Annotated in this window: 13 protein-coding genes, 1 pseudogene and 1 CRISPR repeat array; of the genes and pseudogenes, 7 read left to right on the top strand and 7 right to left on the bottom strand. The window is 50.2% G+C overall.

Annotated features, from left to right (window positions below; genetic code table 11):
- The first annotated feature begins 286 nt into the window (after positions 1 to 286).
- Both IT781_RS20180 and IT781_RS20175 read left to right on the top strand, forming a co-directional pair.
- Positions 287 to 733, top strand: coding sequence for an RNA-guided endonuclease TnpB family protein (locus IT781_RS20180; RefSeq protein WP_228779309.1), 447 nt, complete (start codon positions 287 to 289; stop codon positions 731 to 733).
- Between the two features lie 325 nt (positions 734 to 1,058).
- Positions 1,059 to 1,724: a flagellar biosynthesis protein gene (locus IT781_RS20175; RefSeq protein ID WP_194971970.1), complete on the top strand. Its 666-nt coding sequence runs from the start codon at positions 1,059 to 1,061 to the stop codon at positions 1,722 to 1,724.
- Between the two features lie 215 nt (positions 1,725 to 1,939).
- Here IT781_RS20175 and IT781_RS20170 read toward each other — a convergent pair whose 3' ends face one another.
- The gene (locus IT781_RS20170; RefSeq protein WP_194971969.1) at positions 1,940 to 2,992 is read right to left on the bottom strand and encodes a YhcG family protein; all 1,053 of its coding nucleotides are present in this window, start codon (positions 2,990 to 2,992) and stop codon (positions 1,940 to 1,942) included.
- A gap of 787 nt (positions 2,993 to 3,779) precedes the next feature.
- On the opposite strand from IT781_RS20170, the gene IT781_RS20165 reads away from it, so the two are divergent.
- From IT781_RS20165 to ltrA, 5 genes are all read left to right on the top strand, one after another.
- A complete protein-coding gene (locus IT781_RS20165) occupies positions 3,780 to 4,184 on the top strand; it encodes a transposase (RefSeq protein WP_194971968.1) in 405 nt (134 codons plus the stop codon).
- Positions 4,160 to 4,510, top strand: coding sequence for an IS66 family insertion sequence element accessory protein TnpB (gene tnpB, locus IT781_RS20160; RefSeq protein ID WP_194971967.1), 351 nt, complete (start codon positions 4,160 to 4,162; stop codon positions 4,508 to 4,510). The genes IT781_RS20165 and tnpB overlap by 25 nt, the downstream gene beginning before the upstream one ends.
- A 31-nt stretch (positions 4,511 to 4,541) precedes the next feature.
- Entirely contained in the window at positions 4,542 to 4,742 is a 201-nt protein-coding gene (locus IT781_RS22545; RefSeq protein WP_228779308.1) for a hypothetical protein, read from the top strand.
- Positions 4,646 to 5,971, top strand: a complete 1,326-nt coding sequence (locus tag IT781_RS20155; protein WP_370527060.1) for an IS66 family transposase — start codon at positions 4,646 to 4,648, stop codon at positions 5,969 to 5,971. Before IT781_RS22545 ends, IT781_RS20155 begins: the two co-directional genes overlap by 97 nt.
- 458 nt (positions 5,972 to 6,429) lie before the next feature.
- Entirely contained in the window at positions 6,430 to 7,389 is a 960-nt protein-coding gene (gene ltrA / locus IT781_RS20150; protein ID WP_194971966.1) for a group II intron reverse transcriptase/maturase, read from the top strand.
- Here the strand turns inward: ltrA and IT781_RS20145 are convergent.
- The 6 genes and pseudogenes from IT781_RS20145 to IT781_RS20125 all read right to left on the bottom strand — a co-directional run.
- Positions 7,368 to 8,648: pseudogene (locus IT781_RS20145) on the bottom strand (IS256 family transposase); the annotation flags it as partial. The gene ltrA and the pseudogene IT781_RS20145 sit on opposite strands and share 22 nt — an antisense overlap.
- A gap of 61 nt (positions 8,649 to 8,709) precedes the next feature.
- Positions 8,710 to 9,222, bottom strand: a complete 513-nt coding sequence (csm6, locus tag IT781_RS20140) for a CRISPR-associated ring nuclease Csm6 (RefSeq protein WP_228779307.1) — start codon at positions 9,220 to 9,222, stop codon at positions 8,710 to 8,712.
- Between the two features lie 29 nt (positions 9,223 to 9,251).
- Positions 9,252 to 10,205: a CRISPR system precrRNA processing endoribonuclease RAMP protein Cas6 gene (gene cas6, locus IT781_RS22930; RefSeq protein ID WP_370527058.1), complete on the bottom strand. Its 954-nt coding sequence runs from the start codon at positions 10,203 to 10,205 to the stop codon at positions 9,252 to 9,254.
- A gap of 409 nt (positions 10,206 to 10,614) precedes the next feature.
- Positions 10,615 to 11,421: a CRISPR direct-repeat array (repeat unit 36 nt; unit sequence TCTTAATCCCTTCTTTTTGAGGTCTCGGTTTTAAAC).
- A gap of 144 nt (positions 11,422 to 11,565) precedes the next feature.
- Entirely contained in the window at positions 11,566 to 11,790 is a 225-nt protein-coding gene (locus IT781_RS22925) for a Card1-like endonuclease domain-containing protein (RefSeq protein ID WP_370527059.1), read from the bottom strand.
- A 235-nt stretch (positions 11,791 to 12,025) separates the two neighbouring features.
- The gene (locus IT781_RS20130; protein WP_194971964.1) at positions 12,026 to 12,637 is read right to left on the bottom strand and encodes a hypothetical protein; all 612 of its coding nucleotides are present in this window, start codon (positions 12,635 to 12,637) and stop codon (positions 12,026 to 12,028) included.
- Between the two features lie 594 nt (positions 12,638 to 13,231).
- Positions 13,232 to 13,715 (bottom strand): IS982 family transposase (locus tag IT781_RS20125; protein ID WP_194971963.1); only part of this gene is annotated, 484 nt, incomplete at its 5' end.

Raw genomic sequence — 13,715 nt, 5'->3', positions numbered from 1 at the left:
CTGACTCGGTAAAAATCGGCTAGTTTAGCTCAAACCATACCAAATTAACAATGCCTTATAAATAAGTTAGAAAAATACTGATCATCCATTAAGCATGTGGCGTATCAATATGAGCTTCAAGTATATGGAATGGGTGCACATGCAAACGATATACAGAATCCGGAAAAATAACTGTACAGATTTTATCGGATTACGCGGAAAACCACGCCGTTCAGGGCGGGGATGGATAGCGCGGCCACAGTAAGTGGCTACTAGCAAGATGTAAAACCTGTGAAATAATGGATTTATGAAACGTCTCCAAGCCTATCAATATGAACTCAAGCCTAATGGCGACCAACAGCGCGCTATGGGCCGCTTTGCCGGCGCCTGTCGGTTTGTGTTCAATAAAGCCTTGGCGTTGCAGAAAACCAACTACGAGGCGGGCGGCAAGTTCACCGGCTGTGTGGCGATGGCAAAACAGCTGACGGCGTGGCGGAACGGCAGTGAAACGCCCTGGCTGAGAGAGGCTCCGGTTCACCCGTTGCAACACGCCCTGAAAGACCTGGAGCGGGCCTACAAAAACTGCTTCGCCAAGCGTGCAGACTTTCCGCGTTTCAAGAAGAAAGGTCAAGCGGATAGCTTTCGCTATCCAGGCCCGAAGCAGATTAAGTTGGATCAGGCCAACAGCCGGATCTTCCTGCCGAAGCTCGGCTGGATGCGCTTCGCCACAGCCGCGAGGTATTGGGTATGGTGAAAAACGTCATCTGAATGGAAATTGTGAAATGGTGGAGAGACAGATATTCCGAAATTTAATTTCTAACTTATTAATTTATATCTCATTTTGTTAATAACAAAGAGAACTTTGTAACAGTTCCCTATTACAATTTTATTGTATCGTCGGTTCTAACGGAAAGCCACCATTTCAAAAACGATTGCCAATTTTGTAATCATTAGCTGACAGACTTTTTTTAGCATTTGCATAATAATCGGTCGTTCACTGGCGATTCGCTGATGCCATCGATTCAATCGATTATGGCTTGGCACACTCGGAATTTTAATAAAGACCACGATAAGAAATAATGTCAATAAAATTAAAGCTATTTATCGGAGCGGCTATAGTCTGCGCATCACTTCTCTCTGGGTGCGCCACAAGCCGATCAATTATAGATGTTCCATTGCCAACTTCGGAATTGATAGCCAAACCTAACGGAAAAGAAATTTATATCAATTCAGTGATTGATAAACGGCTATTTGAGATAAAGCCAGCCGAACCCAGCACACCATCACTTGATCCCGATGAAGAGCAAGGCGATAAAATAAGGCTTCGTGCCATTGGTCGCAAAAGAAATGGTTATGGCAAGGGATTGGGCGATATTCTTTTACCTGAAGGAAAAACGGTTGAGTCCCTAATAGACGCCGCCCTTCGCCAAGCATTTGTTGAAAATGGGTATAAAGTTATCAGTCGCAAAGAGCAGATTACGGATGACACATATGTTGTTGATGCTCAAATAAATAAATTATGGTCTTGGATGAATCCAGGATTTTGGGCAATCACGTTAAGCACGGAAATCTCAACAAATATTGAAATAAAAAATAAAAATGCAATAGCTGAAAAAACTTTATCGGTAAAAAATTCAGATACTTTTCAAGCTGGGACAGAAAGTAACTGGTTGGAAGTAATACAGAACGCTCTAAAGGCATATATCATTGAATCAAATTCAAAACTTAAGTCAGTTTCGCTATAGCATGCTGTAACTGAACCTGCGGCCATTGGCCACTCCGCGCGGTTTTAATACCAAATTCATTCAAATTCGCACACATGGCGCGCTGAGTCAGTCCGCGCGCTATATTGTCTTCGATGACACTTACTTAATCTTGCAATTTTTAGCCGATATATCTTCAACTTTTATAATAATGATGAGCTAACGTATTAGATAAAATTCGCTAAGAATGTTTAGCATCAATAATCATCCAGATGATTGAGCTCTTCCGACAGTTCGGCTTCGATTTCGGCAATGCTCGGCAGATTGCGCTCCAGTGTCTCCGGCAGATCGCGCAGCAACTGATATTCGGCAACGCCGATCGGCTTTTCGATGCCGGACAGCGCATACTCCGCCACCAATCGATTCTGCTGTTTGCACAGCAGCAGGCCAATCGTCGGCTTGTCATCCTCGGCCTTAACCTGCGCATCGATGGCGGCCAGATAAAAATTGAGCTGACCGGCATGTTCCGGCTTGAATGCGGTCGCTTTTAGCTCGACTACCACATAGCACTTCAGGCGGGTATGGTAGAACAGCAGATCGATAAAAAACTCATCTCCGGCCACTTCCAGCCGGAACTGCCGCCCGACAAAGGCAAAGCCGGCGCCCAGTTCCAGCAAAAAGCGGGTGATATGGCGAATCAGCCCGTCCTCGATCTCGCGTTCGTGCGCATCGTTACCGAGCCCGAGAAAATCGAACAAGTACGGATCTCTCAATGCCTCATGAGCCAGCACTGAATCGGGTGACGGCAGACGCGCCCCGAAATTGCTCACCGCTGCGCCCTGCCGATGGTGCAGGCGGTTTTTGATGTTCAGTTCCAGCGTCGTGCGCGACCAGCCGTGTTGAACGACCTGAGCCGCATACCACTCACGCTCGGCGGGGTTGTCGAGCTTGGTCAGTAAGGTCACGATATGGAACCACGGCAATTGGTCAGCAGGCTGCTGACCAAATTGGCCGTCTGGGCAATTCTGGGCGAAAAACCGCATGTACTTGAGGTTGCTGGACGACCAACCGCGCATATCCGGAAAGGCGTCCTTCAGGTCGCCGGCCAGCCGGTCGATGACCTTGGCGCCCCAGCCCTGCGCCTGCTGCCGCAGCAGAATATCGCGCCCTATGCGTCCGTAGAGATGCACCAGTTCAGCGTTAACAGCCAGTGCCGCCCGCTGACGGGCCTGGGCAATTTCGGTTTTGAGCTGTTTCAGCCAGTCGGCATAGCCTTCGGGTGGCGTAAGTGCAGTTTTGTCGATCTTCATATGCAAGTTTCCTCAAGCATAGCTTCGGCTTCTGGCTGGCGTAATTGGCCAATGATCAGCTGTGTAGGTCGAGTTTATCCTAAGATGTAAATCAACACTCAATATTTTCCAGCTATCAACACTGATTTTATCAGCTTAATGTATCATAAGATTTTGATTTCATAAGCAGTATTCTTTGCATCTGGAAAATTTTCAATGTTGATTTCTATAGTTATCTGGTAAGTTTTGCATGATGATTAACAACTGTGCTGTATATTTGCTGCGAACAGCAGGGTAGTTGATTCTTTCTTGTTTTTCATTGTTGACATCGGATTCAGAGATTACTCTCTTAGCCGAGTGTACCCTAGATCAGGGTAAGATCACGCGCGATTTGCGCATTTATTTGTGCACCGCTTTGAGTTTAAAACGTCTTCAACCGATGGCATTTGATTGAAGTCCTTGAACATCAAGGAGATTGTTGATGGGTCGTGTGCGATTCGAACGCACGACCATCGCATTAAAAGTGCATTCAGCAGTTAACTGAACCTATAAAATCAATAACTTACCGCTTAGCTTTCCGTTCGCAACCTAACTGAGCCTAACAGAACCTGGATTAAGTCCGGAAAATTTCCGGAAGCGCTTTCATGAGTGGTAACTACTGTTCTGGACATCATGACCATACGGACTATTTCATAGTGGGCAATCTGATGATTTGCAATTATATGTAAGCGCTCTTTTAACAGCGTCTGTAACAGCTGATCGAAAGAGGAGAAGATAGTGTCCACTTATAACAAGGTGGACACTTAGGATGGAGAATAAGACTCGATTAACGCGCGCATTGGTCGTTGGGCATGGGCGAGATGGAAGGCGTCGCTACGACCCTGAAGCCAAACGGGAGCTAGTCAAAGTCTGCTTGCAACCCGGCACCTCCGTCGCCAAGATAGCGCTGGAATATGGCATCAATGCCAATCTGCTGCGCAAGTGGATCGACCGTTATCGTGAACAAGAGACTTCGGAAGCCGAGGTTCCGCCAACGTTGCCGGCCTTTGCACCGGTTCTGTCACTGGCGACAGCGCAGCCGACGGGCTCATCTCTCAGTGTGGTTTTGCCCAATGGCGTTAAATTGGATCTGCAGGGTGTTAAGCTGACCGACCTTCCGCTCTTATTGAACTGTCTGGCCGGGTTGCCATGTTCCGCTTCGAACCCGGGTTAAAGGTTTACTTGCATCGAGAGCCGGTTGATGGGCGCAAGGCGATCAATGGCTTGGCGCTACTGGTCGAGCAATCCCTGGGATTGGATCCTTTCGCACCGGCGATCTACGTGTTCAGCAATCGTCGGCGAGATCGGATTAAGCTGCTGTTGTGGGATCGCACGGGCTTCTGGTTGATGATCAAGCGGCTGGAAGCCGATCGTTTTCGCTGGCCGAAAGAAGCCGCTGTGGTGACATTAACGGTCGAACAACTACACTGGCTGTTAGCGGGCATTGATTTGGCGGCCATGCGCCCCCATCCGGCACGGAATTATACCAAAATAGGCTGAGGCGATGGCGTAAAGTCGGTAAAATAGGCGCATGACCACGACCATCACCCTTTCCGCCGACGAATACCAGGCCTTGCTGGCCGAGCAGCAACGGCTTGCGAATCAGCTCCGGTTGATGACGGTCGAGCGTGATTTATTGAAGGAACGTGTCGATGCGTTTTTACGCCGGCTGTTTGCGGCCAAGTCCGAGGCACGGGCCAATCCGGCTCGGCTCAGCGCGACCTGTTCCTGAACGAAGCCGAAGCACTGGCGCCCAAAGGCACACCGGTTGCCGAGGAAACAACACCCGAAGCGGTCGAGGTGGTCGGCCATAGCCGCAAGAAGCGCGGCCGCAAACCGCTCGATCCCCATCTGCCGCGCGAGATCGTGCGCCATGAGCTGCCTGAACCCGAACGCGTCTGTGCTCATGACGGTACGACACTGATCGAGATCGGCGTCGAAATCAGCGAGCAACTCGACATCATTCCGCAACAGGTGCGCGTGATTCAGCATCACCGCGTCAAGTACGCCTGCCCGTGCTGTGACGAGGGCATCCGGGTCGCCCCGGCACCGGCGCGGGTGATCCCCAAGGGCCTGCTCACCGAAGCGGCGCTGGCCTGGGTGGTGACCGCCAAATACCAGGATAGTCTGCCCCTGTATCGGCAAGCGGCCCTGTTGGGCCGTTTCGGCGGCGATCTGTCGCGCAACACGCTGGCAGCCAGCCTGGTCCGTGTCGGCGAAGCGGTGCAGCCGATGATCAATCTGCTGCGCGACCATCTGCTCGACGCCGAGCTGATATTGGGGGATGAAACCGTCATTCAGGTCCTCAAGGAGTCCGGGCGATCCGCCCAAAGCAAAAGCTACCTGTGGGCGCAGATGACCGGTTCCGGGCCGCCGATCCGGCTGTTCAGCTACACGCCCGGCCGCGGGGGAACTCATGCACAGCCGCTGTATGAGGGTATCCAGCCCGGCGTAGCACTGATGAGCGACGGCTATGAGGTGTATAACGCCATTGCGGCGACCCGGGGAGCGATCCATCTCGGCTGCTGGGCGCACGCACGCCGTTATTTTGCCGAAGCCGAGGCCGCCATTCCAAAGGCGGCACGCGGACCCGAGCAGCCCGCGACGCAGTTTATCGCGGCGATGGGCGAACTGTACGCCATTGAGTCCCGGGCGAAAGGGCTGAGCCCCGAGCTGCGCGGGGAACTACGCCTGGCGCAAAGTCGGCCGGTCTTGGCAAAAATCGAGGCGCTGCTGTTACAGTATCTGCATGCGGTGACGCCCAACAGCTTGCTGGGCAAGGCCCTGCATTATCTGTCGTCGCAGTGGCCCAAACTGACCCGTTTCATCGATAACGGCGCCTGGCCCATCGACAACAACCTCTGCGAAAACGCGATACGTCCCTTCGTGGTGGGCCGCCGAAACTGGTTGTGTGTGACACGAAGGAGGACTCGTGAACTAGCGTTTAAGATAGCAGCATGAGAACTCCATGCTCCAAATTGGATGGAGGAAGGCCCTCCGGTCAGGACTTACAGGAGCACTGACCAAACGACCTGGAGCTGCTCAATCCTAAGGGGTTGGGTGGCGAGCGTCCCAGGAAAAGGCAGAGAAACTACTGTCACGTAAGACTTGGAAAGTTGAACGCAAGTGAACTGCTCGACGAAGCATCGAAATCTGAGCTGATGTCAAAAAGGGGTTATACAACCGCCCCCTGATGAGCGTGGAAGTTACCTGTTTACTGGCCACGCGGCATCCGGTGTTAAGACAGCAAGAGTCCAAGTCAGGCCAGTTTGGGGAACGTGTGAACCTGCTTCCAGCACGTATTGGGAAGCAGGGACGGACATGCCCGTAGTAGCGATGAAGGGGTTGTAATGACTCCGGAGCGAAGGGGCATGGATCACTGAATTGCACATTTCACAACTCAGATAGAGGATGATGTGATGACGCAAGACAAAGCATTCGAGATACCCAAAGCGTTAGTTTGGAGATCTTACCTGGACGTACGCAAGAATCGCGGCGCAGCAGGGTGCGATGGTCAAACCATTAAACAGTTCGATGAAAACCGGGACAAAAATCTCTACAAGATTTGGAACCGCCTATGCTCGGGCTCTTATTTCCCGCCGCCGGTTCGGGAAAAGAAAATACCGAAAGGCGATGGCAAAGAGCGGGTGTTGGGCATTCCCACGGTATCGGACCGGATCGCGCAAGGAGCAGTCAAGCTGTTCATGGAGGAAAGGCTCGATCCATTGTTCCATCCGGACTCTTATGGTTACAGACCGGGAAAATCAGCGCATCAAGCCCTAACGCAGTGTGCGCAGCGATGCTGGCAATACAACTGGGTATTGGAAATTGATATCAGCGCCTTCTTCGATAATGTCAGGCATGATCTAGTAATCAAGGCGCTGGAACATCACCAGATGCCAAGATGGGTCATCCTGTACTGCACCCGATGGCTGGAGGCACCGATGCGGACTGAAGGACAGTCAGAGCTGGAGAAGCGGGACATTGGCACGCCGCAGGGCGGTGTCATCTCGCCGTTATTGGCTAATCTGTTCCTGCATTACGCCTTTGATCGCTGGATGGAACGACAATATCGGCACCGACCTTTTGAACGGTACGCCGATGACATCGTTTGCCACTGTAGCACGATGAATGAAGCGATTCACTTGAGGGAAGCCTTAAGGAGCCGATTTCAATCGGTGGGACTGACCATTAACGAAGCGAAATCAAAGATCGTGTACATTGACACTTTCGATCGCTTCAATGTCGAAACCAGCTTTACCTTTCTGGGATACGACTTCAAGGTCAGGACGCTACGTAACCGTAAGGGGCAGCTGTTCAGGAAATGGAGCTATATGCAAATCTGGTGTATGGAGAATCAAGCGGCATCCTGTTGTTGACCTCCGGTTTGTTTGATGCCATTGACGAATTTCACGCCGGTAATGACCTCGGCTAACTGTTGATAGCCTCTTAAGCGCAGCCACTTTGTCTGGGCCGTCTCCATCAGCTTAAAAGCCATCGCCAAGGTGGTCGTCCGGCTGCCGCAATGCTTGGTCTTGATCGTTCTCAGCCTGACAGTGGCAAAGACCGACTCGATCGGATTGCTGGTCCGGATGTGCTGCCAGTTTGCAGCCGGATAATCATAGAACGTCAGCATGGTGTCCTTATCTTTCGCCAGGCAGGCCATCGCTTTCGGATATTTCGGCTCGAACCGTTCAATACAATGGTCAAAGGCTTTATAGGCCTGTTCCCGGGTTTCCGCCTGCCAGATCGCATGCAGCGCTTCTTTGACCTTGGGCTGCATAGCTTTCGGCAGCTTTTCCAGGACATTGGCGGTCTTATGCACCCAGCAACGCTGCTGGTCTGTCTCCGGCCAGAGCTTGGTCACGGCTTTCCAGAACCCCAGCGCCCCATCACCAATGGCCAGTTTGGGGGCCGTCTTCAGGCCTCGTTGCCGCAAATCCGTCAGCACGTCTTCCCAGCTCGCCGCCGATTCGCGGTAGCCGTCAGCCAAGGCCACCAGCTCTTTGCGACCGTTTTCATCGGAACCGACGATCACCAGCAGGCACAACCGGTCATCCAGGCGTACATGGCTGTAGACGCCATCGGCCCAGACATAGACGTAGCGTTTCTGGCTCAGGTCACGCCGGGTCCAGTCCTGGTAATCCTGTTCCCAGTCCTGCTTGAGCCGGCTGATCGTGGCCGCTGACAAGCCCGGCGCTTCCGGCCCCAGCAGGTGCTTCAGCGTTTCCGAGAAATCCCCCGTTGAGATGCCGCGCAGGTAAAGCCAGGGCAGAAACTCCTCAATATTCTTGGTGCGCTTCAAATAGGGCGGCACCAAACTGCTGTTAAACTTGATGCCCGAGCCGGAACGATCCCGCACTTTCGGCACTTTGACCGCAACGTCGCCGAGCCCGGTTTGAATCGAACGTTCAGGCAGATAGCCGTTCCGGACCACGGCGGCTTTATCTTCATTGGTTTTTAACGCGCGATGCTGCGCGATAAAGGCGGCAACTTCGGCTTCGATGGCGGCGGCCAACAGTTTACGGGCGCCCTCACGCAACACTTCCTGCAGGGGATCATTCTGTTCTGGCTTATTCAGGTTAATGACATTACTATCTGTCATGGCGGTGTTTTCCTTATCGTTGGTGGTTGATCTGGGGAGATCTTTACCAAAAAGGTTACACCGCTTTCTTCTCTAAGTCATACACCAGAAATGATCATACCTCGGCGTGGGGATAGTAAAACTGCGGGTGCGATTCATAGTCGGCGGGCACCAGCACATGGCTGAGACGGTCTTGCGGACGGCCATACAGCGACAAGGCATAACCGGCATAGAAGCCCATGGTTTTGCGCCCGCCGGCGATGGAAACGTGCAGCGCGGTATCCGGATCGGCGGTCAGGGTTCTGATCCATTCAGTAATACCGTCGGCCATAGCCCGGTTATCGGCTTGAGTGCGGATGTCGTGCAGGACTTCGCCGTTGGCCTGCTGCAAAATATGGATATGACGTTCGGCAAAATCCGGCTTTGGCAACTGGTAGTCACTGTAAAATCGCGCCAGCCAGCCATCATTGATCAAAGTAAGGCGAGCCCGCTGATGCCCTTCCGCGGTGGTGAGTATATGAATTTGCTCAGGCAAAGGCTGGCCTTGCTGGTGCATGGCATACAAAGTTTCGGTCACTACTTGCGGGGTGAGACCGGTCACGGCGAGTAAAATGGATTTTGTCTTCATCCCTGTATTATTGCTGGTTTAGCGTTCCGTTACTGTACTGACAAGCTTGTCGGCTGAATGGTGTAAGCGCCCATGCCCATGCTTGTGCCTTTGCCGGCATGCGTCCATTGGCCCAGCCACAGGTAAGGCCAGAAATCCTCCAGGCCCTGCATATCCAGATGTACCCTGCCGATCAGCCCGCCCATGTTCATTTCAGTTTGTTGCCGGGACGAGTAGCGTGTCCAGTCAAACCATTTGAGCTGTTGCGAAGCGAACTGCACGGTTCTGGCTTTGGCCGTTAATGCGGCGAAGTCAGTTTCCAGCGGTGCGTCGGTATGGAAATAGCTGATCATGGAGATGCGTCTGAGCAAAGTGCCGAAAAAAGCACCGAAATTGAACTGCCGGGCGGTGAGATTCTTGCTGTCCTGTTTGATGCGTAGCGGCGTATGGAAAGCAATCTCGATACAATCGGGCATGGCCGGGATGGTGGGCGATCCAGCCGATTGCAAGGATTTAAGTTCGCCATGCTGGTAGATGGTTTCGCCAACGCCTTCCGGATCGATGTCATCAATTTTTTGCAAACTGAAAATCTGTTGATGCCCGCCGATGCCGTCATTGCCGGCTGTTTGCAAAGCGTGCACGATATACGGCAGATAGCGCTGGCCGTGGCCAAACAGGATCACATCCAAGGCATAAGTTGAGCCGGATACTGATGATGCCTCTGGAAACTGCAACACAAACGGATGCGGTGCAGCATTGTATTTGCGCATTTTTCCGGCATTGGCCGGTGGCGGTGTTTCAAACACATAACTGTAAGCGCAGGCGCTTTTTAGCATGCACTGGCTACAGGGTGTGCCGCGCACGACGCAAACAGTCTTTTTCAGGGCATGGCCAAAGGCGCCGCGCCAGGCAGAACCGGGGAAATTGGGCAAGCGGGCTACACCATCGGTAGCGAAATAAAACCGGTAGGTTTTAATGGGAATAACGGGTTGAGAAATGATCACTCGATGTCTTCTTGTTATTGGTTCGGTCAACCTGACAATTTCAGGTCAATTATAGATTACTGTCGGCCAATTTGGGCATTCTTTACTGGCGAATTTCTTGATACCGTGTTTTACATTGCCAACAATAAAGAACGGTCCAAGCTTCAGCATGACCAACTTTTTCATGTGGCCTCTTCTGGCAATTGCGTTTTTTCAACAGACATCAAAAAATATTCAAACGCCGGTTTCTGCCTGTCAGGATCAATGGGTTCAACACATGCAGTGCCTTGTACAAATGCCGGGCACAGGAAATATCGTAAGTTGCCGATTAATCATCGGCAAAAATAATAAGACTGAAACAGCTGCTGGTCTTTATTGACAAGCTTGTCATAGCTCTGGCAGGCACAACAGTCTTATTAGGAATTGATGCGGTTTAATCCCTTCTTTTTAAGGTCTCGGTTTTAAACCCAGTAACAAAACGAATAAGCATAGGAGAAGAAGTCTTAATCCCTTCTTTTTAAGGTCTCTGCTTTAAACGAAACAGGATTTTAAAAAAGTAGAGCCAAAAGAGTCTTAATCCCTTCTTTTTGAGGTCTCGGTTTTAAACCTTAGCGCCATACGATGAAGGGCTAGAAGTTGAGTATCTTAATCCCTTCTTTTTGAGGTCTCGGTTTTAAACACATACTAAGTTTGCGTAAGACAGGAACAGGCGTATCTTAATCCCTTCTTTTTGAGGTCTCGGTTTTAAACAAAAAGAAGAACTAAATCTGTTGATATGGATAATCTTAATCCCTTCTTTTTGAGGTCTCGGTTTTAAACACCACTATGTGATGACTTTGATTTTGAATACATCTTAATCCCTTCTTTTTGAGGTCTCGGTTTTAAACATTTACGATTACAAGTTAGCTATAACTGAATTATCTTAATCCCTTCTTTTTGAGGTCTCGGTTTTAAACCGCAATTCAGAAACAAATCGAAGCGGCAATGCATCTTAATCCCTTCTTTTTGAGGTCTCGGTTTTAAACCAATAGCCAATGTCAGGGAGCGCGTTATAAAAAAGATCTTAATCCCTTCTTTTTGAGGTCTCGGTTTTAAACGATACAACAAGACTTAGCCACTCCGCTAGGCGTCATCTTAATCCCTTCTTTTTGAGGTCTCGGTTTTAAACTTCAAAGTCTTTGTGCTTCCATGCTTCGGAAAATCTTAATCCCTTCTTTTTGAGGTCTCGGTTTTAAACTGCTCGTGATTTTTCTCCTTTTATTTTCAAAACGTTACACAGGTAGTTGACAAGATTTTTCATTTTTAAAAAGTTATCTCTGGCTGGTCAGTCAAGTCTGTAAATGATAGTGCAGGTTACGTAACTCTGTTTGACAGCAGAGATTTATTTTAAGCTCTTTAGCCCAAACCCGGATATTTTGTCAAACATGTTAAAACTAGCCAGCATGGCCCTGCCCTGCAAGCCGCCCACCAGATTGCACAGGCTGTCCAGTTTATACAGTACAAAGTGTTTGGTTCTGCATTCGATCAGATACAGGCGCATTCTGACAACACTGACAAGCTTGTCAGAAAAATACCAATAGTCATAACGGTCGCATTGGGGGCTGATGATACTTAATCTCTCATTGTTAATATCCCGATTTTAAATCACTTGTCGGTCATTTTTGACGCCATCTATGGTAACTATTCGAAACAATTTTATCCGCATCACCCGGAATCGCTGTTAGCTTTCTGTCATTTGCGCGGACAGCGCTCTTTGAGCCTTAAGTGCTGCACGCACAGCACGTAGTACGGGCCAGCCCAAACCCTTGCCCGCGTTACGCGATGCTCTGGCCTTGCCGGCCTCAGTCCGAGGACCTGTTGAGTTCAGCCAGGGCTGCCATGTCTTGATGCGTTGCGATTGCCGTAATCTGCGTTCCGCTGTCCAGCCGTTCGCCATGAGAGATCTCCAATAGTTCGTTTTCCAAAATTGTTTGTGGCTGGTTGCCGACCGCGCTGTTATTGACCTGAACTGCCTGGCCGATATTGGTCTGACTCACCATGGTCACTGCTGGTGGCTTTTTAAGGGTCGATAAGGTTTCATAAGTCTGGCAACACTGGCGTTGAGATTGCAGGGCCAGTTTCAGGATCAGAGCTTGTTGCTCCGCCCCGGGCGCCTGCAGAGCTTTAACAGCAAGAGCATTAAACAGTGTGTCTAAAGTTATCGCCTGAGCGGCCAGCGTTTCTTCCACACGGCCCAAATTACCCTGCTGTATGCGGCTGATTTGCGTGTTCAATTCATGAGCCATTTCCATGAGCTCAATATCACCCACTACATGATTAAAGCGGCTGATCGTGTGGGCGGCCATTAAGTTCGGGCGGGTTGCCGCTTGCGCTATTAAAGCCTCTCGACTAATGGGCGGCTCATCGGTATCGGCAGGATCGCCGGAAAATTGATCTTTTAAGGATTTTGACATCTGATTTGATATGGTAATTGGCTTAACGATTATCCTCGTGTCACGAATGGTACAGGGCAAAATCCTAGAGGGACGAGTCGGCGCTACAAAACCAAACAATTAACCTGCAACCGAAAGTCGCCGTGCTTTTGCATTCTCTTTGTGCTGGACATGATCTGCGTATCCTGCGCTATTGTCCATCTTTCACTTGGTCTATGTCTGCCAGCGCCGCCTCATGTATTGTGAAAGTCATTCAGGCAAGCCTGGACTGCCGTACTTTTATGGATCAGAGCATTGGCGATGATAAAGAATAACGGCCTTATCAATAACAACACCACTAAACAAGCCCAAGCACTTCTAGCCTGATCGAACTCTGTGCCGTTAATAAACATCAATATGCCTGAGTGAGTTCATCGTGAGGTTAAAGCAGCCGATACCAAGAATGATCCAACTGCAGATGCCTAAGGACATAATACCATTCCGCATGAATACCTGCCGACATTCTGAAAGGTTGCGGCTTTTTTAAGTGACACCCCTATTTGTCAAAGCATATTTGATGAATAGGGTTTGTTAAAGTAACATAGCCGTTTCTTTATTACTTAACCTCAGTTCGGTTTAAGCATTCGAGATAAAAGGCAACCCATCGACATCGCGCAAATTGAGAGCCGGCTTTTTCTCCTGATAGGTATAGGCCACCAGACAAGCAATGATATTGGACAAATAATTGCTCAAAGAACGATGCCGCGAGTGTTCAAGATCGCCAATATTCTTGAGTTGATCATTAATCGTTTCAATGATGCTACGCTTGCGCAGCAACAATTTGTCAAAGGCATCCATAGTTTGCGGCTTCATGTTTTTCTTCAGCGTGGTGATCAGCGTGACATTCTGATGGGCCAATAAGTCAGTTAACTTTCTGGAAATATAGCCACGGTCGCCAAACAGCTTTCCCGTCAATGATTTCACCAGATCGGGGACCGGTTTGCGGTCATCGACATTGCCTGGTGTGATGCAGAATGACAGGATTTCGCCTTGGTCATTGACGACCAGATGCAATTTGAAGCCATAAAACCAGCCGGTCGACGATTTGCCGCGCCCGGCT

This window comes from Methylobacter sp. BlB1 (genome assembly GCF_015476545.1).
In the GTDB taxonomy this organism is placed as follows: Bacteria; Pseudomonadota; Gammaproteobacteria; order Methylococcales; family Methylomonadaceae; genus Methylobacter.
The sequence above is the reverse complement of the archived record's forward strand: the minus strand, read 5'-3'. Positions and strand labels throughout refer to the sequence as shown.